Here is a 24,987-nt window from a genome sequence, read left to right as displayed (position 1 = left end):
GATTTACGCTATTAATTTGATTTTAATTTCTTTAATTCTACTGTACAAATTTAAATCTCTTCTTGCGTTCATAAATAATAATATCTGGCTGTGCTCGTACTTAGTTATACTCATATTGTATTCGTTGGCACTTGCAGATTATAAAGTGGTATTATATTTCTTTTACATTATTATACCACTTTTCTTCTTTTATTTCTTCAACTATGAAGTTTTAGATTTTATAGCTACCAAAAAAACGATATTCATATCACTTTTCTTACTTTGCTCTGCTGGTATCGTTTACGATTATTATTTTGATTTCCCCTGGAAAGGTCTTGCAAGCGCAAGTATTGGCGGGGGCAATGTCGACGTTTCTAAAGACTGGACGACTGGAGGGATTGAAAGAATCGCCGGCTTTTCAAGATCATCGTACGATGCGGCGCTCGCAGTGATGTTCTTTTTGATATTAATAATTTGCAAATACAAAAACCTGGTACTAATACATATAGTATTTACCATAGCTTTCATTTCTATTTATTTGACCACAACAAAAGGGTGCCTGGTTTCACTGGCGGTTGTTTATTTTGTTTATATAACTAACAGTTTTAGAGAAAGGTTTAAAGAATTCTCGCTAAAGACTATTGTTATTTTACTATCAGCATTAATGATTATACTTCCGTTAGGGCTCTTAAAAGATTTTGAAATTCCATTCTTTAATAACCAATCTTTTAAAGACAGGATTTATAACGAATGGCCATTCATTATGCATCAGTTTAAAGATTTTATCTCGTATGTTCTTGGATTGGGGATTGGAGACGTTGGTTTAGGAAAACAATTGTATGGAAACGCCAGGTTGGCAAGTCCAGGCGACAATTTTTTTATTTTTTTGTATTCAAATCTTGGACTTTTGGCCTTCGTCTTGTTTTTCGTGATTGCAAAACGTCTAAAAATAGTGAAAGACGACTTATTTAAATACATGACCGTATTTTTATTCAGCTATGGGATTACAACAAATATCCTGGAATCGCCGATAGGTCAATTGGTAATTACTATTTCATTATTTATGTCTTTTAATGGGTTCGCAGCCCAAAAAGAAGATACTGAAATTTCATCAACTGAGTTCAATTATGATTTGCATAAATTGTAGATTTCTATCTCAACAAATTACGGGCGTTCAGCGTTATGCGATTGAAATATGTTTGCAATTAAGACTGTTTGATAAACATATAATTTTTTTATCTCCCGGTAATATAATTCATCAAAGTATAGCAGAAAAATTAAATGTTAAAATTATTGGAACGAAATCAGGTTATTATTGGGAACAGGTTGAACTGCCTGATTGGCTGAAGAAGCACGGAAACCCTTTATTAGTGAATTTGTGTAACATCGCTCCTTTACGCTACAATAATAATTCGATTACGATACACGACATTGCTGTGTTAAAACATAAGGAATGGTTTTCGAAAAAATTTTTTTTATTTTATAAAGTAGTGATGCCATTACTGGTAAAAAGGGCTAAAAAAATATTTACCGTAAGTGAATTCTCAAAATCAGAAATAATTAGCTATTTTTCTATTAATCCCGACAGCGTTTTTGTCGTAAATAACGCAGTATCCAAAACTATTTCCCCAAATGATACTAGCGATCGTTGGGAATTAAACGACAAAAAATACATATTGGCCGTATCATCAATAAACCCACGAAAGAATTTCAAGACAATTATAGAGGCATTTAATAAGATCGATAGTGATATGCATTTAGTAGTTGCCGGTGAAGCCAATAAAGCCTTTAATAAAGTCGACTACATAAATGAGGCCGTAAAAAATAAAAAAATTTTATTTCTCGGTTATGTATCAGACGAAGAACTTGGATTTTTATACAAAAATGCTTTTGTTTTCGTTTACGTATCACTATATGAGGGCTTTGGAATACCTATGCTTGAAGCCATGAGTTGCGGTTGTCCTGTTATTGCTGCCAATAATACAAGTATGATCGAAATTGGGCGAAACGCAGCGTTGTTTGTAGATGCATTGGACCCGGAGCAACTAAGGAAAAGTATTTTAGATATAAATAACGACGCTCATTTAAGAAACAATTTAATAGCAAATGGGCATTTAGTAAACAAAGAATATACATGGGAAGAATCTGCAAGAAAACTTTATGAAAGATTATTTCTCTAATAAAGTTATTTAAGGAGATATAACGAATATTAATTAATCACTTATGAAGAATTCAATTGTATTAAGAATGAGCTCAGTATCGGGAATATTGATAATTTGTTTAATGTTGTCGGGATTCTATTTACCTATGGTAAACGATCCATTTATTTTAGGTGTTAATGGCCACCCTCTAAACCACAAAGTATACCTTTCTACCCCGGTTGCTACCCAAGCCTCTCTATTGAAATCCCTGGGCATGTCATATTATAGAGTGGATATAGGAACAGATTTAAATGGAACGATCACTAATGAATCAAAGTTCCTGGAACTGGCGACTGTATTTCAGCAAAACAATCTAAAAATCCTGCCAATGCTTTATCCACATGGTTACGAGCAGTGTAATGACGCGCTTACTGCCTACAATTTGGGGAAAAAGATGGCAGGTGGCTTTGCTACCAAATACGGCAAATATTTTGATCACTATGAGATAGCAAATGAAATAGACTTAAAGCTTTTAAAAAAACGTACGCTTGATGGAAAGGACACTTCTGATTATGACTCCGCAAAATCCAAAATTATTTGCAATTTTTTGAAAGGAATGAATGACGGTGTTAAAGAAAGTGATCCAACTGCAAAAACTATTATTAATATGTGCGAAACTCATTCCGGTTTTATAAAATTGCTAAAGTCGTATAATATTAATTTTGACATTATTGGACAGCATTGGTATTCTAACAAAATGTACTCACAGTCGGTTGATTATCAAAATACAGTTAATGATCTCCTGGCTGTCTACAATTATAAAAAACCAATTTGGATAACAGAGTTTAATCAATTTTGGGGATCGATTAATAGAAGGGAAGAATCTCAAAGTGCAATTTTAAATGATTTTATAAATAATTGCAGTAAGAATAAAATGATACAGGCTTTATTTATTTATGAACTTTTAGATGAGCCTGATTTGAAGATGTCTGACAAGATGCAGTATGAGAAAAAATTTGGCATCGTTGAACGAGATGCTATTTCAGGGCAAATTAAATATAAGCCATTTGCAAAAGCGCGAATGACCAAAAACAATTAATACAACGCATGAAGATAGCAATAGTACAGGATGACTTAATGCGGCGAGGCGGCGCCGAACAGGTTGCACTTACGTTTCACCGGGCATTTCCGGAAGCTCCAATTTACACCCTTTGTTATCAGCCCGACCTCACCTATCCGGAATTTAAATCGGCAACTATAATCACGAGTTCATATCAGCGCATAGCGAAAACCGAGCGGCAAATGAAACGCTACTTTTTCCCCCTGGGATTAATGGCGATGCAACAAATGAAGATTGAGGGGTTTGATGTCGTTTTAATGTCGACTACTTTTTGCGCCAAATATGTTAAGATTTCCAAAAACACAGTGGTTATCTGCTATTGCCATAACCCCTTTAGATTAGCCTGGGAACCCGAGTCGTATCCTCAAATCGCAGGGGCTTCATTTTTCAAAAAAAAACTGTATCAGCTTGTTATTAAAACTTTAAGGAAGCTTGATAAAGACTCAACAAAGAAAATAAACTATTTTATTGCCAACTCTAAAATTGTAGCTGGCCGAATTAAAAAAGCTTATGGTGAGGATAAAGAAATTACTATTGTCAATCCCCCCGTTAAGTGCAACGATTTTTATATTTCGTCCGATAGCAAAGATTATTACTTAGTAGTATCAAGATTTGAACCGTACAAAAAAGTAGACCTGGTTTTAAGTGTATTTAAAGAACTCAACATTCCTTTAATGGTTGTTGGTAATGGTTCAATGGCAGATAAGATCAGGGATATGGCAGATAATAATATCACCATAAAAAGCAAAGTTCCTAAAGACGAACTGGCTAAATTGTTTGCTAATTGCAAAGCGTTGATTTTTCCGCAGTTGGAAGATTATGGCATAACACCACTTGAAGCAAATGCGGCAGGAAGGCCGGTAATTGCTTATGGCAAGGGTGGTGTACTGGAAACAATGGAACCTTACACAAATGATGCCTCCCAGGCCAGCGCCTTATTTTTCGACGAGCAAAATGAGCAATCGCTAAAAAAATCACTCAAACAATTTGAGACATTGCAATTTAACCCGGAATATATCCGGGCACATGCCAGGAAATTCGACGAACAAGTATTTATTGATAAAATAGTTGGCTTAATCCACTCGAAATTCCAGGAACACAATCCAAAGGTTTTAGCAGTAAAAAAATAGCATTGCGGTTTTATGCCGGGAATGCTTTTTTGTTTGCGGCATTATTTATTGTATGTAAATAGCTTTCTACTTATTGTTTTTCTATTCTTTTCAACGACATTATTTTACAAGCCAGCTTTTCTATAAGTCGATTTATCATTAAGATTGAAAAATCAATACACCACGTAAACTGCGTTTTAGCATGGAGCGGATTGTGATTTCTATCAGCCCACTATCGTTTTTAAAATGGGAATAACACACCGATGTAATCCTTAATGCCCTTGGCGAATATTTCTTGTGCGTATATAAAACACTACCATCAAGGATTATTTTCAAATTTACCATCAAATACGCTTAAAAATCATCAAATTACCTAACAAAGCACATCAAATTTTATACAAAAAGAAATAATGATGATATTTTTTATTTAAAATCATTAAAAAAACAGTTAATATTATATATAAAGTTATTTTTATCAATGCTATACCATTAAAAAATTAACAATTTTATAGAAATGTAAAAACTACAACATTTTAATGCTATATAAAATGAAGATTTTACCATAAATCACTATATTTGCTATACCTAATGAAATAAAATGCGAATTTTAGTTAATTTAAATAATTTTTTAAACCAAATAACAACAAAAAAACCTAGGCAATTGGGAATTAAACAGTTAATAACTAGTATAACTTTAAAATAAATTGTCATGATAGTAAATAGAGACTCTAATTTTGACGTTTTCCGTTTTTTTAATGATGTTTTCCTGATTTTTGTAAGTTTCTATGTTGCAATTGTAATGTTTACAGGGCAGGCATATGCAAAACTCAGCCTTGTTGATTTCTGGATGCTGGTATTATTAGTTGGGGCATGGTACTTTTGTAGCAGCAGTAATAATTTCTACGACAATTTAAATACGAAATCGCTCTTTAAAAATATGCTTAACACATTTCACAATGTATTTGTACAGTTGTGTATTGTAGTCATATTTTTCTTTGCAATACATCGCACCAGTCATTTCCAGCAATTCATTTATACTTATATAGGATTACTATGTGTATTAATACCGCTTGAAAAAATCCTGTACAGACGATTAATGACCTACTTGCATTATAAAGGAATCACTCAAAAGAAGATTCTTATTATTGGCGCAGGCAGAACCGGCATGGCTTTTTTTGATATCATTAAAAATCAAAAACACCTGGGTTATGAGGTGGTTGGCTTTTTAGATGATGAAGTAAAACCTCATCTAAACGGTAGTTACCTGGGAAACCTTGAAAAAATTGATGAGTATGTGAGCACGAATATGACAGAATTTGACGAAGTAGTTGTGGCGCTGCCAAATGCCGCAAACGAAAAAATAAAACACATAGCCGATATTGTGGGAAACCACGCGGTAAAACTAAGAATCATTCCAGCTTATCACGAACTTATTAATTCACAGTACCGAATCAGTACCTTCGCTGATTTCCCCATGATAACCCTGCGTGACGAGCCGCTGGAGAATATTCATAACAGGGTGATTAAGAGAGTTTTTGATATAATATTCACCTTATTTGTTTTAGTATTTGTATGCTCATGGCTGTTTCCAATTGTGGCGCTGGCTATAATGATAGATTCTAAAGGGCCAATATTCTTTATACAGGAAAGATGGGGCCGCAAGAACAAGAAAATCAGATGTTACAAGTTCAGGTCGATGTACACGCATTCAAAGGATGTAAGTGAGAAAGACGGAAAATATCAACAAGCTTCAAAAAACGACAAGAGGATTACCAGAGTAGGAAGAATATTGAGGAAAACCAATCTTGATGAGTTCCCTCAGTTCATTAACGTATTGCTTGGAGAAATGTCAGTGATTGGGCCACGCCCTCATCCTACCCCACTTAACCTTGAATCAAAGCAGGTTATACACAATTACCTTGTTCGTCACCTGGTTAAACCTGGAATTTCTGGCTGGGCGCAGGTAAACGGTTTTCGTGGGGAAACAGCTGATCCTCAACTGATGCATAGCAGAGTAAAATACGATATATGGTATATTGAGAACTGGAGCCCATGGCTTGATCTCCGTATTATTTTCCTTACCGTATGGGGAACATTAAAAGGCGATAAAAACGCATTCTGACAGGCTGAGTGGGACTGCTTTATATTAACCCATGAAATAATATTATGGGGTTACAAACCGATAGTGGAATCTTAAAATTACTATCGCAGCAACGTTATTTACATAGCTTACGTCACCAATGCCCCGCCGTAATGCCGAGCATTGCTTTTGTGCGCTTAATTATTCTTCAAAATGCAAGCTAAATAAAGGCCTCAATTGGTTACATACCGGAAAAGAACAAGCAACAAATGATGTTATAACTCAAATTTTTAAAATAATAACCTTTTAAGTCATGGTGAAGCTTAAAGATAATCCACGTTTAGAGCGATTTCTCGCTATGTTATCGCTTGCGGTGATTGCTCTAAACTTTGCCATCTGCCTAATCGTGATGGAGGTAAGAAAAAAAGACAATTCCAAAGACGGAACTCCAAAAAAAGAAGCAACAAAAAAGTTTGCGGATTCGCCGGCTTTAAAAAAGCAGCATACCGGCGACGGTAATAAGAAAGATGGCGTTCATTAAACAACCTGACAAAGCGAATGTGTTTCGCAAACGGTTCATAGACGGCGAATACCACATCTATTCACTGACAAGGAAAAAGATTTCCGCAAAAACACAGTGATGCTACAAGCGTGAATTTGGGCGTACCATGACGAGATCCCCCTATCGGCTTAAAAACTCTGGATTTTCTACCGTCTTACCCCCGGAGTCCCCATGAAAAGCACTGTAAAATCTTAGCCCTCTATTTCTTTAAAAGGCATACTGACCTTTAATCTTTCAACTGTTTTTTATATTCAGACGGCTTTTTGCCAGTGATTGTCCTGAAAAATTTGTTAAAATTGGTAAGGTTATTATATCCGCATTGAAAACATACATCAGCAATACCGTTCTCTTCATTCTGTAATAATTTACATGCCTGGCCTATGCGTAATTCATTAATGAACCGGGTGAGAGACTTTTGTGTGCGTGATTTAAAAAATCTGCAAAATGAATTGGTTGTCATATTACAGAGGTCAGCTACTTCTTTAAGACTAATATCACGTTGAAAATTTTGCATCAGAAATTGGTACACTTTATTAATTCTGGTGGTATCTTTTTCATCGTATGAATTTTTAAAAGATAAACTGGCCAGGTAATTATATTCATCGGAAATTGATAAAATTTCGATGGCCTGTAGAAAATATATAATTTTCTTAAATCCATCTTTTTCCGAAATGTTTGACAGGGTCTTTATTACCTTTTTACTGGTCTCACCGTAAAACCTTAATCCCCTGGCCGAACGCAGGATAAGGTCTGCTGTCGGATTTAAAATATCCTGTTCGTCTGTTAAATTCAATAGAAAGTCGGGGGGAAAATAGATAACGGTAGCTTTAACACTATTGCCTTTTAACGCTTGTTCAAATATTTTATCATTTAGCCAGATATGAGGCAGATTGGGCCCCATCAGCACAAGGTCGCCATCCTCAAAATTGTCAATACTGTCCCCTACTATACGTTTCCCATAGCTTTTCTCAATCCATACCAATTCACAAAGATTATGGAAATGAAAAGGACTGGTAAGGTTATTCATCTCCAGCTTCTTTATCTGAATAGTTTTCTTTCCAGATAGATTTATATCAATTAATTGAGGCTTCAATTGTCAAAATCTTAGCATTAATGGGCTCTTTATATATTACGCGGCAACTAAATTAACTTTATTTATTAAAACGGTGATCAATTTATGGTAAAATAGTTTTAAATCCTGTTAAATGGCTTTTAGAATGATTGCATAGCTGTATCCTATATTTATCCACCTTCAAAAAGGAAAAAAAACGGGAAGGAATTGGCAAAAAGATTTGAACTAAAACATATTAAATGAGCGATAACAATAGCACCCAAAACCTTCAAAAACTTTGGGCGAATGACGACGAATTGTTCCGTCTGGTCCGCAAAGAACTTTATACTGCGGTGGTTGGCGACATAATGGATAAACTGGGTTTTTTGAATCAGTTTCTCCCCCCGCAAATAATGGCGTTAAGTGAAGATTCATTCATTGTAGGCCGGGCAATGCCTGTTCTGCAGGCTGATGTGGTATCTGGTAGCAGTAAGCATAACTCGGTTTTAAATAAACCTTTTGGCTTAATGCTTGAGGCCTTGGATGACCTTAAGAAGAACGAAGTTTATATCTGTAGCGGGGCATCACCCAATTACGCGCTTTGGGGCGAATTAATGAGCGCACGGGCTATAAAATTAGGTGCGGCAGGTGCAATTGTTGATGGTTATTCAAGGGATACTAATGGTATACGCGCGCTAAAATTTCCCATTTTCTCCTATGGTAGCTATGCCCAGGACCAAGTTCCGCGGGGCAAGGTAATTGACTTTCGCGTACCAATTAACATTAAAGGTGTAAACGTTAAACCAGGCGATATTGTATTAGGAGATGTTGATGGGGTATGTATTATTCCAGGCGAAGCAGAGGAGAAAATATTCACTTTAGCGTTAGAAAAAGCAAGGGGGGAACGGATGGTATTAACGAAAATAAATGAAGGTATGGGTGCAAAAGAGGCATTTGAGAAGTACGGAATAATGTAATCAACAAGTAATCATTTAAAGACAATAACAATCAGGATGTTTCAAATCAGATTTTTCAGGAAATTTTATTTACCGCTTTCGTTTCTTTTTAATGCTGGGTTTACTTTTGGCCAAAGCACAATAAATGATTTTAATATCCCCCGCTTGTCGCCATTGCCCGTGGCTGTAACAAGTGTTGAACAGTCCCGGATTTCGTTAAATGGCAAATGGAATTTCCAGGTATTGGGTCAGGCAGCAAAACACAGCGTAAACGTGCCCGGTGAGTGGGAAATGCAGGGATTTACCGTTAATGAAGGAGAAACGGCTTTATACAGCTTAAAGCTTGATATTCCCGCTGATTGGAAAGGTGAGCGGATAAAAATACGATTTGACGGTGTAAGCTCCCATGCGCTGGTGAAAGTTAATAACATTCAAGTAGGCGAACATGAAGGAAGTTTCGTGCCTTTTGAAGGTGATATCACCAATGCGCTTAAACCCAGCGGCAATATATTGCAGGTAGAAGTGCAGGCATTAACCATTAGCGACCGGCTGGCCTGTACGTCACAATATGCAGTACATACAGTTGGCGGTTTGTTGCGTAAAGTGGTTCTCTTTGCAGTGCCGCAAATAAATATCGCATCGACTATAGCAACAACAACATTTGATCCGCAGTTTAAAAATGCCGTTTTAAAAGTAAGGTCAGAGATTGCCAACGAATCTGCATCCCCGGCATCTGCTCAGTTTCAATATATTTTAACAGATGCAGCGGGTAAAGTAATCCTCCAAAAACTGTCAACAATTGAAAAAAATATAGCTCAGGGTGGTATAGCAAACGCACAAACAACCATTGATGTAAAACAACCCGAGCAATGGAACCCGGAGCACCCTTATCTTTATCATTTAAAAAGCAGCTTGCTGATAAATAATAAAGTTGTTCAATCGGTAAGTCAGAACCTGGGGTTTCGGCAAATCCAAATAAACGGCAATCAATTGCTGGTGAATGGCAAAGCCGTAAAATTGCACGGTGTAAACCGGCATTCTATTTATCCGCTTACTGGTAGAAGCGTTTGTCCTGAATTAGACCGCAAGGATGCTGAGCTGTTTCGCGATGCCAATTGTAACTATATCCGCACATCACACTACCCGCCATCAGAAGAGTTTTTAAACGCGGCTGATGAATTGGGCCTTTTTGTTGAAAGTGAAGCCTCTCTTTGCTGGATCAATCATGGCGCAGCCCCCATCTGGAAAAAGTGGGATTACAAAGATGAACGGTTCTTACCTTATATGGTAAATGCCGATGTTGAAAATGTATTGGCAGGCCGCAATCACCCATCCATCATCATCTGGTCGCTGGGGAATGAATCAGTATGGAGCCCTTTATGGGCAAAGGTCTTAGCTGTAGTTAAAAAACTTGATCCTTCACGGCCGACAACTTTCCATGACCAGTGCTGGGGTGGATATAATAATGCCCACAGCAAGGCGGATATTGCTGTGTATCATTATCCGGGCACCAATGGCCCGGCTGCATCTGATACCATGAAACGCCCTGTGCTTTTTGGCGAATACGCGCATATATCCTGCTACAACCGGAGGGAACTGTTAACAGACCCCGGCATCCGCAGCAGCTATGGTAAACCACTGGAGACAATGTACGATTCCATGTACTATCATAAAGGTTGCCTTGGGGGAGCTATATGGAGCGGTATTGATGATACGTTCGATATGCCTGACGGGCGCATCGTTGGTTATGGCCCCTGGGGACCAATTGATGGTTGGCGAAGACCAAAACCCGAATACTTTGGTATGAAAAAGGCCTATTCCCCCATAAAAATAAAACACATTGACTGGCCGCCGGCCGGCAAAAAATATATTGAATTAAGTGTAGAGAACCGCTACGATTTTACATCATTAAAGGATATGAATATCACCGCCATTGTAAATGGGGTTTCACAAACGGTTAATGCGGATATTGCTCCGCGTAGCAGTGGCATTATAAGGATTTCGGCTGTTGATGTAAAGACCCTGCAACTTACATTTAAAGATGCAAGAGGCTTTATTGCTGATGAAGAAAAATATGAACCAGGCGCTAACTCAATTGAAACGAATGTTAAAAATGCAGAGGTTTCGTATACTGAAAACGAAGCTGCCTATTTTGTAGAACAGGGTAACATACAATACTCCATCAGCAAAAATACCGGGATCATCATCTCGGTACGAAAAGGCGATGCAGAAATTATGAAACAGGGGCCAGTATTTAGTATGGTACCCATGAATGAGGAAGACGGCGGGAAACCTAATGTGGCTGGAGAAACTTATCAGAACGATATTTATCCGCTCAAAAACTATCCTTTATACACCTTATTCGCCCGTAATCTTGCCTTACAAAAAATTGACTCCGGGTTGAAATTCTCGATGGAAATTGCTTATTCTGATTGTGTAGGAAAACAAACCTATTTATTTACAAATGATGGAAAACTGGTAACCGAATACGAAGTTCAATACACAAAGGCCGATATATCGCCCTATCAGTATGGGTTGATGCTTCAACTGCCAAAATCATTCGATCAGCTTAGCTGGAAGCGTAAAGGTGAATTTACAGGATATCCTGAAAACGATATTGCAAGAACACAAGGAACTGCCCTACTGAATGCAAAGCACATGAATGAAGTAGAGGACTGGGGAGCAGTGCCTAAAGGCTATTGGAAAGATGATGCTAATGACTTAGGCAGCAACGATTTCCGATCAACTAAACGCTATGTCCTTCAGGCATCATTACAGGATAAAGATGGGGATAATGTTACTATACTTTCTGACGCAACACAGGCGTCGCGTAGTTGGTTGCAGGATGAGCATATTAACTGGCTTATAGCCGATTATTGCAACAATGGTTCGGAACCGTTTTATGGTTCTCCGCACTCGGACGGAAGAATTAAAATAAAAGACAATACTTTAAAAGGTAAATTAGTGATCGCAGTAAGATAAGTTGGAAAATATGAAAATTACAGATGTAAAAGTTTGGTTGGTTGAAGGTGTTAAATACAACTGGACATTATTAAAAATATATACCGATACCGGGCATACCGGGGTTGGTGAGGCCACCAACTGGCCGGGCAGTCCCATAGTTTTCAATGCAGCAAAGCATGTTGGCGAGCGCATTATCGGCCTCGACCCTATGCGGACGGATTTCATATGGACAAAACTATACCGCGACCTTAACTGGATAGGGCCTTATGGAGCCAGTATGTGTGCAATTAGTGGCATCGATATGGCATTGCTTGACCTGAAAGGCAAGGTATTGGGCACTCCTTGTTATGAGTTGCTTGGTGGCGCATTTAGGAAGAATATTTTGTTGTATGCCAACTATTGGTTCACAGGCGGAGGGCATAACGCTGATGATTATGCTGCACAGGCAAAAAAAGTAAAGGAAGCTGGCTTTACAGGGTTAAAGTTTGATCCTTTTGCACACACTAATTATCTGTATGGCGAAGATCTTTCAAGCAACCTTACCCTTACTGCACAACAACAGGATCTGGCATTTAATGTAAGCAAAGTTGTTCGTGAAGCGGTTGGACCCGACTTTGATATTATGATAGAAACCCATGCCATGCTTAACTACCGTGTGGCAGTAAAAATGGCCCAGCGTTTATCCACATTGGATATTACCTGGTATGAAGAACCCGCAGGTCCCGAAAGTGCAGATACTTTACGTGCCATGCGTGAGCGTATTCCCTCAAATGTATCTATTTGCGTTGGCGAACGTCATTATACCCGCCACGGTATTCGCCCGGTGCTGGAAAAAAACATTTGTGATATAATGATGCCTGACATTACCCGCTGCGGTGGGCCGTCTGAAATGAAACGCATGGCCACTATGATGGAAGCCTATAATGTTCTATTGGCACCGCATAATCCTAACGGACCACTATCCACATTAGCATCTGCCCATGTTTGCGCATCTGTACCGAATTTTTTCAGGCAGGAATTTATGTTTAATGACGTGGCATGGCGGGATACAGTAATTACATATCCCATAAAAGACATGATAAAAGATGGACATTTGCATTTAAGCGACCGCCCAGGTCTGGGTGTTGATTTGGTAGAGGAGGAGATGGAAAATCATCCGGGCATATTACAACCAAGGGCAGGGTTCTATGTATAATAAAAAGATATAATATGATCCAAATTGATCTTACCGGAAAAACAGTATTGATAACAGGCGCCTCGTCAGGTATCGGATTAGGTATAGCAAGGATGTTTGCAAAAGCCGGGGCAAATATTTCGGGCTGCGGCCTGGAGAAACTCGATGGTGGGTTTGTAAAGGAGACAGAAGAACTGGGTGTGAAAGTACTGCACACGGTCTGCGATGTTACAAAAAAAACAGACCGGGAAAAACTCATCAAAAACACGGCCGATGCCTTTAACGGTATTGATATTCTGGTGTCCAATGCCGGGCAGAATATTTTTGAAGGGGCTGAAAAATGCGAGGAAGAAGCATGGCAGCATAACATTGATCTGAACCTGGCATCACACTGGCAATTGGCAAAGTTGTGTAAACCCTATCTTGAACAAAACACCGGCGTTATAATTATCATAACCTCCAATCATGCATATAGCACCATACCCGGATGCTTCCCTTACAATGTATCGAAAACCGCATTAACCGGATTGATCAGAAGCCTGGCAATAGAATGGGGCCCCCGCATACGAACTGTTGGTTTGGCGCCTGGTTTTATCGATACGCCTGGCAATCAGCAGTGGTTTAATTCGTTTCCCGATCCTGAAAAAGAGCGGCAACCAACAATTGATCTTCACCCTGTTAAAAAATTAGGCACGCCGGAGGAAGCAGGCGCCTGGTGTGTATTTTTAGCTAGTGATTATGCCGCTTTTGCTTCCGGGACAACTTACTTGCTCGATGGCGGAAGGAACGCATTAATGCAGGATAGCTAACGGTATTCAAATAGTCAATTATTTAATTTATACATAGCAGTAATACGGTTTAATTCCACTTCCGTTTTTGGATTAAATTCACCGCTTTTCATATATTTTTCGATACTAAAAGCCAGCTGCTTTGCTTCGGGCCTATCCGTTATATCTGTCAAAAGATCGATGCCGGAAACGATGAGTTTACCCTTTCCGACTTTGCACTCGAATAACAGAGAAAGCGACCTGGCCTTTACCCAGTCATCCACCACACGGACTATGGGCTTAAGATCCTTTGCCACACTGTCGACTAAGATCGGGCTGCTGTGTGTCATAGCATCCCACCATTGGTAATCCGTATAACTCCTGGTCGGGAACAATTTGAGCGCCGGGTGGTGTGGGTCACATAAGATGCCGAGCGTCTCCGGTGCTTGTCCATGTGTCCAGGCGGTATTCCAAAAGATGCTGGAGAACCCGATAGCTACCTTTCCTCCATATTCATCTTTTAGCGTGCCTTTTTTTAAGGTTAATAATACACTTGCGCCCTGCTTTAGTGATGTAATCACTTCGTCGGTTAGCCGGTCTGTTACAATTACCCTGGCGTCTGCTTTTTTAACCTGTTCCGGGTAGACAAAGAACCGCCAGTTATTAGAATATTTCCCGATTTTAACCGTTAGGGTCAATTCCGCAGCCTGCCGGATAGTTTTCAAGTCGGCCTTCACTACACCAAGAGCAATGCAATTACCTTCCGAGATATCGCGTTTACTGAGTATGCCTGAAAAAAGGATTTTCCCCGTTGCATCGGTGATCGCCCAATTTGGAGAGACTCCTCTAAGGGCATGTTCAGAAAATTGCGAAATCTCCAAAGGGACGTTCAGGATTTCGCTATTCAGGTAAATCATCTTCGAAAAACGGGCCAAAGGCACTACATCATTACAAAATCGATTGAAGATCGCCGCAGTGATATAGGGTTTTGGCTGGTAAAATGCATTGAGTACCCCCACCAAAGCCGTTCCCTGGCCCGGGAAATCCTCAAGTCCAAGCAACTGGAACCCGCCAAAGCCTTTTGTCCGCAACGCTGCTTCGATGTCTGCTTTATAACAATGGGTCTGTAATCTTCCGGAAGCGTCAAGGAATTGATTTTCGTAAGCGCTTAAGCCATTCGCAGCCAGCTGATCGCGGAATATTTCGAAGTTGCGTGCTTTGAAAACGCCTTTATATTTACCTATTTCCTTAAAATCGGGATATGCGCACCATTGACCAATTTCATGGCTGATTGTGGGGTGTTGCCATTTTGAAATAATTTCAGACCAGTCATAATCAGTCGAAGGCTTTTTTCCATTGATGATGCTTTTTATACCTTCACCCCAACCCTGGATACGCGGATCGGGGGTGCTGTTATAGTCAGCCCCGGCGATGATAGGCCAGCCGGAACCTGTGGTGTATAAACGCCGCGCATCTTTTGCTTTCCAATATTTCACAAAACTGGTTAGGTATTCAGTCATGTGGTTTCCAGCGGGCTCATTTCCGTAATCCATCAGGCAGAACGACGGATGATTTCCATATGCTTCTGTTATTTTTTTACTTTCCTTGTAAATGTACTGATCCAGTGGCTCCCCGTCGCCAATCACTGCGCCCTGGTTGGCCCACGAAGAGCACTCGATCTGGAAATACATGCCGAGCCTGTCGCCTGCAGTAAACGCTGCTTCCGGCGGGCACCAGGAATGGAAACGGATATGATTTAAACCAAAAGCCTTGCAGGTTTTCAATATTCGGAGCCAGGACGCCACGTCGGTCGGCGGGTAACCAGTTAACGGAAATGCAGCGCAATCCAGTGTTCCCCTTAGAATAGTTGGGTGCCCATTGATCAGGAATTGTGTGCCGGCAGAACTGAATTTACGCATGCCAAAATGAATGGTCTGCGCATCATGCCAAGCGGCAGATGCGAGGGTAACCCTCATCGCGTACAGATTGGGATGATGTTCGCTCCAAAGCTCAGGATGGGCGCCCATAGGGTATACGATGTTGATCGTGTCCGATAAACTTCCCGGGACATGCGTTATGGATACAGCCGGCAATCCCACCTTGCCTTGAGCCGACATGGCCTGCAGCGTTAGCTTTGACTGCTTTTTGGCCAGCGGGTTTTGTTCGATAACTATCCTGGCCAAAACTTGCTTCCTGTCGATATCCGGGTATAACTGGATGTATTTGATAAAGCTGCGTGGTTTTGCGGCCATGTAAATCCGGCCAACCATGCCATTCCAGTTACCTTGCGTATGATCACTGATGCTGTGCGAGTTTTTCCCGACATTAATTTCATTGACGCGGTTATCAACGCGTATGGAAAGGGTATGCCGACCGGCCATAAGCCCTTTTAATAATAAGTAGTCATGAGGTGTGCCAAGACTGTTTTCGGTCCCGATAAAACGGTCATCAACGTAGACGCCGGTTGTCCAATGTGCACGTTCTATAAAAAGCTCAATCACTTTGCCACTCCAGGACGCCGGAATTATGACTTCGGTTTGATACCATGCGGCGCCTTTGTAATACTTTTCGGGCTGCAGCCAGAATGGTATCTTGATATGCCCCGTTTCACGATAACGGGCGTACTCCGGTTTGCGGAACCATGAAGAATCTTCAATGCCCCCGGTCCATTGGGTATTTACAGTAATTTCGTCGCCCAGGTGATTACTGGTCATTGATCCGGGCAGTGTTATCATGCCTTCAAGCTGCTTTTTATACCAGCTTTCTTTTATACCAATATCGTTTGGATCCGCACGGAACTTCCATTTGCCGGAAAGGCTGATCGTATCCCCGGCAACCAAACGCCGGCCTAGCATTGCATTAACCTCGACGGAAAAAAGGATGAGCAGGCTCGCCGTTAAAATGATAATGAGCGGATGTTTGATAGCCATAAATTATTTATAAATCCGGTGTAGCACAGAAATTCAATATAAGCGTTTTTAACTAAGCCTGTTATAATTGTTTCATATCGACTTGCCGTCTTAGTCAATTAAAGAATTTAATTATCTTAAGGGATAATTGGTATGTCGAAGTTACTCCACACAATAAAAAATGCCAATGGACATTTATTGGAAAAAGATGGATTAAATTCTTATCAAAAAGTATTGAATTATGCAATAAAGAAGAGGGTATCTGGCATTGAAATCTAATGTTTGGCGAATAGCACGAATCATTTTCCAATTAGCAGGAAATAAATAGCCTTTTATAAATTATTATAAACTTAATTTAGATACAGACTTGGCTAAATCGGGTTGCAGGCAAGAACGGATCAATATGAATTTGTTGCGATTGTATATCAAATAAAGGCTAACCATTACGAATGAGAGGCACTTCTGGTTGCCTTCTCAATATTGTCCCACATGGCGTCCGGCACCATTTCCAGCGCGTTAAACTGTCCCGCGCCCTGTAGCCATTCACCCCCGTCAATAGTAATTACGTCACCGTTAATATACCCCGAAAAATCGGAGACGAGGAAAGCGGCGAGATTTGCTAATTCCTGGTGTTCTCCTACCCTTTTCAGGGGGACTTTATTTTTAAAATCAAATTTTTCGGCCATCGCACCAGGTAGCAGGCGTTCCCATGCTCCTTTAGTTGGGAACGGTCCCGGGGCAATTGCATTACAGCGAATACCATGGCGTCCCCATTCTACGGCCAGCGATCTCGTCATGGCGAGTACCCCGCCTTTAGCGCAGGCTGATGGAACTACATAAGCAGACCCGGTAAAAGCGTATGTGGTAACGATATTAAGAATGTTACCAGGTATTTTTTCTTTAATCCAGTACTTCCCCAAAGCAAGCGCGCAATTCACCGAGCCTTTTAGTACGATATCAATTATAGCCGAAAAGGCATTTGCGGATAAACGCTCTGTTGGAGAAATAAAATTACCCGCCGCATTATTTAACAATACATCAACTTTGCCGAAAGTGTTAACAGCTGCTGCCAGCATGTTTTCAACTTCTTCATATTTTCTAACATCGCATGATATGGCCATCACTTTTCCGCCGGTGTCCGCTTCCATTTCGGCAGCGGCCTGTTTTAAAACTTCAAGTTTGCGGCTGGTAATAACTAAATTGGCGCCAAGTTTTAAAAAGTAAGTGCCCATTGCTTTCCCAAGACCTGTGCCACCACCTGTAATAATAATGGTTTTTCCCTTTAAGGCATCATCCTTCAACATGCCTTCTGCAAGTCCCTGTGTTTGTTCCATCGTGATTATATTTGCCGGCCTTACCTTTTTATTAGTTTTTCACCGAACTGGCCTTTGACTTTAAATTTTGAATGATCATTTCCAAACCAGCCCTTGTTTCGGGCGCCCACCATTGTGTAAGCATCTGATCGATCGTTGTGCTTTGATCTTTGTTTATATGGCCGATCAATTTACTTCGCAAGTTTAATTTGCTTTGACTCCATGTTACCGGGTTAAACTGCATATAGGTTCTTACCTTTTTTTCTGCCTGGAAAAGCAGGCTGTCAGCCGGGCAAACTTCGTCTATTAGCCCGGTTTTTAGTGCCTGGTTCACGTTGATAAGTTTACCCTCCAATAGGTATTGATAAGCCTTTTGTCTACCAATCCAAAATGCATAAACTTCAAATACGCTTTCGGGAACGATGATACCAACGGGGATTTCATTTAAGCCAATAATATATTCTCCTTCGGCCATTAAACGGTAATCGCAGCAAATGGCCAAAACACATCCCCCCGCCGGACTATGGCCGCTAATGGCTGCTACCATTGGCTTTTGAAAAGATATGAGTACGCGCTGGAGTTCAAAAAAATCAGTCCAAAACGATTTAACCTGTACTTCGTTATAACCGTACACTTCAATAAGATCAACGCCTGACGAAAAAAAGCCCTGCTTACCTGTTAATATTAACCCGCCAACGTCGCCGTCTTTTTCAATATCTTTTATACAGGCAGTCAATTCCTTTACCATTTGGTGATTTATTGGGTTCGACCTGCCCCTGTCTAAAGTAATTGACGCTACCCGGTCATTTATCGTAACTACTATGGTTTCCATCAGTTTATTTATCCGGGGTTGACACTAATTCTGTTTGATCACCATACATCTCCTCTATTTTGGAATTATATTTTTCGGTGATGATTTTGCGGCGCATTTTCCCGGTAGGCGTAAGTTCTCCGCTCTCCACCGTCCATTCGTTTGTTAGCATAGTGAATTTTTTGATTTGCTCTACATGATTAAATTCCGGGTTGTAACCATCAATAATTGACTGGTACATCGCAATAACACGATTATCTTTAATCATTTCTTCGTTTGATGCATCAGGGACGTTGTTTTTCCTGCACCATGGTTTTAAATTAGCGTAGGAAGGTACGATAAGCGCTGAAGCAAATTTCTTTCCGGCACCAACTACCATCATCTGCTCTATAAAGTAATTTTCCTTCATTTTATTTTCAATAGGTAGCGGGGCTACATATTTACCACCGGAGGTTTTGAAAATCTCTTTTTTCCTGTCGGTTATTTTAAGAAAAGAATCTTTATCCAGTTCGCCAATATCGCCGGTACAAAACCATCCATCATGCAGTACTTCGGCGGTAAGCTCCTGATTTTTATAATAGCCGGGCATTACATTGGGCCCTTTGCACAATATTTCGCCATCATCCGCAATTTTCACCTGCACCCCAGTCAATAATGGACCGACAGTCCCAAACTTTCTTTTCTCAGGTAAATATTGGTTTACGGAAATCACCGGCGACGTTTCTGTAAGCCCGTATCCTTCTAAAATAACAATGCCTGCAGCTGTAAAAAGTCTTTCCAGCCTGACGGGGCAGGCAGAGCTCCCGACAACGATGGCCTTTACATTGCCGCCTAACGCAGCGCGCCACTTACTAAAAACCAGTTTGTCAACAATAGCCAGTTTGGTGCGATACCATATGCTTTTGTTCCCGATTTCAAACTGGTCGCCAATCTTTATCGACCATAAAAATATTTTGCTTTTTATCCCGGTTAGTTTTTTACCTTCAATAATAATCTTTTCAAAAACCTTCTCAAGTACCCTGGGCACAGCGGTAAATATATACGGGTGCACTTCTTTAATATTCTGCCCGATGGTATCCATACTCTCAGCGTAATAGATCGAAAAGCCGAAGAAAAGGTAGATATAAGAACACATTTTTTCAAAAATGTGGTTGACCGGCAAAAAGCTAAATGCCCTCTTGTTATCTATCGGGATTTGCTCAAGCACATCGCCCGAAGCCATGGCATTACTTAAAATATTTTTATGGGTAAGCATCACCCCTTTGGGCCTTCCCGTAGTGCCCGAGGTGTATATGATAGTGGTAATGTCATCTTCGGTGATATGGTCACTTATTTTCGATAAATTCAGGCGGTCATCCTCTGTAACCGGCTTTAGCAATTCCGACCAGTTGCTGCACCCGTCTAATTGATCGAAAGTATAAATTGCCTTTAACGAAGGGATGTTGTTACGGATACTGCTTACCTTTTCATACAATTCTTTATTGCTGATAAACATAACCTTGACTTCCGCTTCAATCAAGATCTGTTCAATCTCCTTTGCGTTGGTGTTCGGATATAAGGGCACCAAAACAGCGCCGGTTTGTTGTACAGCCAAGTCGGTAATTATCCACTCTGGCCTCCCGTTGCTGATCAATCCTATCTTATCCCGGCCCTCTACTGAGCCATCCCCTGAGGAAATGCCTGATTTCAACAACGCAACAGCCAGCCGGCAAGTCATGTCATGCACTTGTTGGGTGCTATATGACTGCCAAACGCCGTTTACTTTAGCATTTAAAAGATCAGGCCTGGGTTCTTTTGCCTGCATCGCCATGCAATCGAATAATCTAAGGGCTTTTTCCGGTGTTGCCATTGCTCGTTAAATACTTTGTTATCAATTAACTATCGCCTGAAATCCAAGATTATAATAGTTCAAATATGCCCGCAGCCCCCTGGCCGGTACCCACGCACATAGTAACCATGCCATATTTTTTATCCCTGCGTTTTAGTTCATTAAAAAGTTGTACGGAAAGCTTTGCCCCGGTACATCCAAGCGGATGGCCTAAAGCAATTGCGCCCCCGTTTACATTAACAACTTCCGGATCCAGACCCAGGCCTTTTATTATTGCAAGGGACTGGGAAGCGAAAGCCTCATTTAGCTCAATCAAGTCAATGTCCTGTTGTTTTAGCCCCGCGGCTTTCAATACTTTTGGGATGGCCACAAGCGGGCCGATCCCCATTATACGCGGAGGCACGCCCGCAACGGCATAATTAACCAATCGAGCAATAGGCTTCAGGTTATTTTGTTTTAAAAATTTTTCGCTTACAACCATTACAAAAGCAGCACCGTCACTTGTTTGTGATGAATTACCCGCGGTTACTACGCCTTTGGCGTTAAAGACTGGCTTCAGTTTAGCAAGAACTTCTAATGAAGTGTCACTTCGCGGGCCTTCGTCCGTATCTACTTTAAACTCCCTTTTCTTTTTTTTGCCGGTCTCGTCTACGTAGGTTTCGGTAATGTTTACCGGCACTATTTCCTCTTTAAATTTCCCAGCAGTGATCGCCTTAATAGCTTTTTGGTGCGAATTAAAAGCGAACTGATCCTGCTCTTCTCTACCGATTTGGTATTCTTTTGCAACAGCTTCTGCCGTTAAACCCATTCCCCAGTAATAATCGGGGTGTGCAAGGGCTATATCTGCATTGGGTACAATACGCCAGCCGCCCATTGGCAGCAGGCTCATGCTTTCCACACCGCCTGCAATAATGCAATCGGCAATTCCGCTGTGAATTTTGGCAGAGGCGATAGCAATGGTTTCTAAGCCTGATGCACAATATCGGTTCACTGTCATCCCGGGTACTTTATCAGTATCCAATGCCATTAAAGAGATGAGGCGGCCCACATTTAAGCCTTGTTCGGCTTCGGGGGTAGCGTTACCCACAATTACATCATCAATTTGCTCTTTATCGACATTGGGCACCAATGTTAAAAGATGTTTGATGACATCCGCGGCTAGCGTATCGGGCCTGGTAAACCTGAATCCTCCGCGGTTAGCCTTTCCGATAGCGCTGCGGCTACCTGCAACTATATATGCATTCATCTGTTTGCTTTCAGTTAGTTTTATTAAAATCAGTTTCTTAGTACTTTACCACCGGTTAAAATGGATTGAATGCGCTCAAGTGTTTTCTTTTCGGTACAAAGCGCAAGAAACGCCTCCCTTTCGAGATCAAGCAGGTACGACTCGCTAACTAAAGACGGCTGCGACAGGTCTCCGCCCGAGAGCACAAAGCCTAGTTTTTGGGATATCTTTACATCATGCTCGCTTATGTAATTACCGCTGTACATGGTGTTGGCGCCCACGTAAGCTAAACCAAGAGCCTGCTTGCCTAAAACTTTGATGTCAGTTCGTTGAAGCGGTTGCACATAGCCTTCATTGGCCAGCTGCAAACAATGCTGTTTTGCTTCTGCAAGCAGCCTGTTTTGTGATACTACTACCACATCCCGTCCTTTTTTTAGATAGCCATATTCAAAGGCCTCATAAGCAGAAGTGGAAACTTTTGCCTGTCCGATAGTTAAAAATCGTTCCCTGAAATTATTTAATTCTATATCACCCTCCTGCAATTCATCTGACAGACGAACGGCAAACTCCTTTGTTCCACCGCCGCCAGGAATCAAACCCACTCCAAACTCAACGAGGCCCATATATAATTCTGCATGGGCCACTACTTTATCCGCATGAAGGCATATTTCGCAACCGCCGCCTAATGCCATTTGATGAGGGGCTGCAACAACCGGTATTGACGAATAACGCAAGCGCATCATCGCGTTCTGAAAGGTCTTGACCACCATATTAAGCTCATCAAACTCCTGGTCAACCGCCATCATAAATATCATCCCAACATTAGCACCTGCGCTAAAATTGGCCCCCTCATTTGAAATTACCAGCCCTTTATAGTTAGCTTCTGCCAACATAATCGCTTTGTTAATACCTTCAATCACCTCACCGCCAATGGTATTCATTTTAGTATGGAACTCCAGGTTGAGAATACCATCGCCGATATCGGTAATAGTGGTCCCGCTGTTTTTCCATATTATTTTGTCTTTGCCGAGGTTTTTCAGCAAGATATAGTTCTCCGTCCCGGGGATAACTTTATAGCCCCTTGATGCGATGTCGTAATACATACGTTTGCCATCCTCAACTTTATAAAAGCTTTTGGCTCCCGTTTCAAGCATTTCGTAAACCCACTGCGCCGGTTTGTTAGCGCTGGCTTCCATGTCTTTCAACGTATTTTCAACTCCCAGCGCATCCCACTTTTCAAACGGACCCATTTCCCAGCCAAAACCGGCATTCATAGCAGCATCTATTTTAAAGAACTCATCGGCAATTTCAGGAATACGCTTGCTGGAATAAGCAAAGAGCTGGTAAAAAGTTGCCCGGTAAAAATCGCCTGCTTTATCTTTGGCAGCGAAAAGAATCTTTAGCCTATCCTCCAGCTTTTCAACCGCTTTAGTCGCTTCTAAAGCCGCAAACTTTACTTTTTGGGATGGTTTATAGTCGAGCGATTTCAGGTCAAGTGCATAAAACTGGTTTACCCCGTCAACTTTTTCCTTTTTATAAAAGCCCTGTCCCGTTTTGCTGCCCAGCCAGTTGTTTTTAACCATGTCTTTTACAAAACCGGGGATTTCGAAGAGTTCATTCGCTTCGTCATCCGGCGCATTTTTAAACAACCCGTTGGCAACGTGCACCATGGTATCCAGGCCGACTACGTCATTGGTACGAAATGTCGCTGACTTAGGGTGGCCGATAACAGGACCTGTTAGTTTATCCACTTCCTCTACAGTCAACCCGGTTTTATTTACATAATGCAGCAGGCTCATGATACTGAACACACCAATGCGGTTACCGATAAAGGCGGGGGTATCTTTTGCCAGCACTGTTGTTTTACCGAGGAATTTATCGCCATAATCCATCAGGAAATTAACCACGCCAGGTAAGGTATCTTTTGTGGGAATTATCTCCAGTAGTTTTAAATATCTGGGCGGGTTAAAAAAGTGGCTTCCGCAAAAATTCTTTTTAAAATCGTCGCTGCGTCCTTCGGCCATGAGGTGGATTGGTATGCCTGACGTATTTGAGGTAATCAGTGTGCCCGGTTTGCGATATTTTTCTACGCTTTCAAATACTTTTTGCTTAATGTCCAGGCGTTCCACCACAACCTCGATGATCCAATCACAATCGGAAATTTTAGAAATATCGTCAGTAAAGTTCCCGGTAGTGATGCGCCTTGCAAAGGATTTAAGGTATAACGGCGAAGGGTTTGACTTTATCGCAAAATCCAGCGCGTCGTTAACTATTTTATTCCTTGCAGCTTTGTTACCTTCTGCAGCATTTTCAGGTACAATATCAAACAACAGTACCTGCACACCGATATTTGCAAAATGGCAGGCAATACGGCTACCCATTACACCGGAACCTAATACTGCTACCTTTTTTATTATTCGTTTAGCATCCATTCTAGTAATTATGCTTGTTAAAATTTCATGGTCATTATTCTGCGCGCGACCAGATCGTCGTCCTTCCAAAAAGTGAGATTCCTATATAGCCGCGTATCGCCAGGGTTTGGCCTTTATAAGTCATGTTACAGGAGTAGGTTTTGCCATTTAACGGATCGTAAATTGTGCCATCGGTATACCTTGTATCGCCGTCTTTTACAAAACCCGATAAAACCTGTAAGCCCAGCCTTGGCCTGCTGCGTAATTTGGGATCGGCATTGAGCTCATCCACTTTGGGCTTCCCGTTTTTTAGTGGTTCTTTAAGCCATACCACTTTGCCATAGAACTTCCCGTCACTTGACTTTGTGATCAATATTTTCCCGCTTTTAACATCGTTGTACCACAATCCTTCTACCTGGTCGGTTTGGGCTTTCGCTATGGATACTGAAAAGAAAGCAAAAGCAAAAAATGCCGCCCGGATAAAGTGTTTTTTTAATATCGTCATTTCACTAAGTATTAAAATAATTAACTGCTTTCTTAACCAATGAAAATTTACCGGCCTAACGGTACCTAATAAACATAAAGCA

Annotated in this window: 18 protein-coding genes; 10 read left to right on the top strand and 8 right to left on the bottom strand. The window is 40.9% G+C overall.

Features of this window, described 5'->3' with window-relative positions:
• The first annotated feature begins 124 nt into the window (after positions 1-124).
• From NAF19_RS15330 to NAF19_RS15305, 6 genes are all read left to right on the top strand, one after another.
• On the top strand, positions 125-1,126 hold the full coding sequence (locus tag NAF19_RS15330) for an O-antigen ligase family protein (protein WP_252790945.1): 1,002 nt from the start codon (positions 125-127) through the stop codon (positions 1,124-1,126).
• Entirely contained in the window at positions 1,107-2,159 is a 1,053-nt protein-coding gene (locus NAF19_RS15325) for a glycosyltransferase family 4 protein (RefSeq protein WP_252790944.1), read from the top strand. The genes NAF19_RS15330 and NAF19_RS15325 overlap by 20 nt, the downstream gene beginning before the upstream one ends.
• A gap of 43 nt (positions 2,160-2,202) precedes the next feature.
• Complete coding sequence (locus NAF19_RS15320) at positions 2,203-3,219, top strand: glycosyl hydrolase (protein ID WP_252790943.1); 1,017 nt, start codon at positions 2,203-2,205, stop codon at positions 3,217-3,219.
• A gap of 8 nt (positions 3,220-3,227) precedes the next feature.
• Positions 3,228-4,370 carry a glycosyltransferase gene (locus NAF19_RS15315; protein WP_252790942.1) on the top strand — a complete coding sequence of 381 codons (1,143 nt, stop codon included), beginning with the start codon at positions 3,228-3,230 and terminating at the stop codon, positions 4,368-4,370.
• Between the two features lie 688 nt (positions 4,371-5,058).
• Positions 5,059-6,471 carry an undecaprenyl-phosphate glucose phosphotransferase gene (locus tag NAF19_RS15310; RefSeq protein WP_252790941.1) on the top strand — a complete coding sequence of 471 codons (1,413 nt, stop codon included), beginning with the start codon at positions 5,059-5,061 and terminating at the stop codon, positions 6,469-6,471.
• A 271-nt stretch (positions 6,472-6,742) separates the two neighbouring features.
• Positions 6,743-6,970: a hypothetical protein gene (locus NAF19_RS15305; RefSeq protein WP_252790940.1), complete on the top strand. Its 228-nt coding sequence runs from the start codon at positions 6,743-6,745 to the stop codon at positions 6,968-6,970.
• Positions 6,971-7,217: 247 nt separating this feature from the next.
• Here the strand turns inward: NAF19_RS15305 and NAF19_RS15300 are convergent, their stop codons facing one another.
• Positions 7,218-8,084, bottom strand: coding sequence for an AraC family transcriptional regulator (locus NAF19_RS15300; protein ID WP_252790939.1), 867 nt, complete (start codon positions 8,082-8,084; stop codon positions 7,218-7,220).
• A gap of 218 nt (positions 8,085-8,302) precedes the next feature.
• Between NAF19_RS15300 and NAF19_RS15295 the strand changes: the two genes are divergently transcribed.
• Genes NAF19_RS15295 through NAF19_RS15280 form a run of 4 tightly spaced genes read left to right on the top strand, consistent with a single transcriptional unit; the run spans position 8,303 to position 13,945 of the window.
• Complete coding sequence (locus NAF19_RS15295; protein ID WP_252790938.1) at positions 8,303-9,019, top strand: RraA family protein; 717 nt, start codon at positions 8,303-8,305, stop codon at positions 9,017-9,019.
• A gap of 36 nt (positions 9,020-9,055) precedes the next feature.
• Positions 9,056-11,980, top strand: a complete 2,925-nt coding sequence (locus NAF19_RS15290; RefSeq protein WP_252790937.1) for a glycoside hydrolase family 2 TIM barrel-domain containing protein — start codon at positions 9,056-9,058, stop codon at positions 11,978-11,980.
• A 10-nt stretch (positions 11,981-11,990) separates the two neighbouring features.
• The gene (locus NAF19_RS15285; protein ID WP_252790936.1) at positions 11,991-13,157 is read left to right on the top strand and encodes a mandelate racemase/muconate lactonizing enzyme family protein; all 1,167 of its coding nucleotides are present in this window, start codon (positions 11,991-11,993) and stop codon (positions 13,155-13,157) included.
• Positions 13,158-13,171: 14 nt separating this feature from the next.
• Positions 13,172-13,945, top strand: a complete 774-nt coding sequence (locus NAF19_RS15280; protein ID WP_252790935.1) for an SDR family NAD(P)-dependent oxidoreductase — start codon at positions 13,172-13,174, stop codon at positions 13,943-13,945.
• A 14-nt stretch (positions 13,946-13,959) separates the two neighbouring features.
• Here the strand turns inward: NAF19_RS15280 and NAF19_RS15275 are convergent, their stop codons facing one another.
• The 7 genes from NAF19_RS15275 to NAF19_RS15245 form a co-directional block, all read right to left on the bottom strand.
• Entirely contained in the window at positions 13,960-16,833 is a 2,874-nt protein-coding gene (locus NAF19_RS15275) for a DUF8487 domain-containing protein (protein WP_252790934.1), read from the bottom strand.
• A gap of 422 nt (positions 16,834-17,255) precedes the next feature.
• Positions 17,256-18,146: an SDR family oxidoreductase gene (locus NAF19_RS15270; protein ID WP_252790933.1), complete on the bottom strand. Its 891-nt coding sequence runs from the start codon at positions 18,144-18,146 to the stop codon at positions 17,256-17,258.
• A 31-nt stretch (positions 18,147-18,177) separates the two neighbouring features.
• Entirely contained in the window at positions 18,178-18,957 is a 780-nt protein-coding gene (locus tag NAF19_RS15265) for an enoyl-CoA hydratase/isomerase family protein (protein WP_252790932.1), read from the bottom strand.
• Between the two features lie 4 nt (positions 18,958-18,961).
• The gene (locus tag NAF19_RS15260; protein ID WP_252790931.1) at positions 18,962-20,785 is read right to left on the bottom strand and encodes an AMP-dependent synthetase/ligase; all 1,824 of its coding nucleotides are present in this window, start codon (positions 20,783-20,785) and stop codon (positions 18,962-18,964) included.
• Positions 20,786-20,834: 49 nt separating this feature from the next.
• Positions 20,835-22,010, bottom strand: coding sequence for an acetyl-CoA C-acyltransferase (locus NAF19_RS15255; RefSeq protein ID WP_252790930.1), 1,176 nt, complete (start codon positions 22,008-22,010; stop codon positions 20,835-20,837).
• A gap of 29 nt (positions 22,011-22,039) precedes the next feature.
• Positions 22,040-24,421, bottom strand: coding sequence for a 3-hydroxyacyl-CoA dehydrogenase/enoyl-CoA hydratase family protein (locus NAF19_RS15250; protein ID WP_252790929.1), 2,382 nt, complete (start codon positions 24,419-24,421; stop codon positions 22,040-22,042).
• Between the two features lie 34 nt (positions 24,422-24,455).
• A complete protein-coding gene (locus NAF19_RS15245) occupies positions 24,456-24,905 on the bottom strand; it encodes a DUF2147 domain-containing protein (RefSeq protein ID WP_252790928.1) in 450 nt (149 codons plus the stop codon).
• Positions 24,906-24,987 lie beyond the last annotated feature (82 nt).

Origin of the sequence: Mucilaginibacter flavidus, from assembly GCF_024055575.1 — a bacterium.
GTDB classification, from domain to species: domain Bacteria; phylum Bacteroidota; class Bacteroidia; order Sphingobacteriales; family Sphingobacteriaceae; genus Mucilaginibacter; species Mucilaginibacter flavidus.
This window is presented reverse-complemented; position numbering and strand designations above follow the sequence as displayed.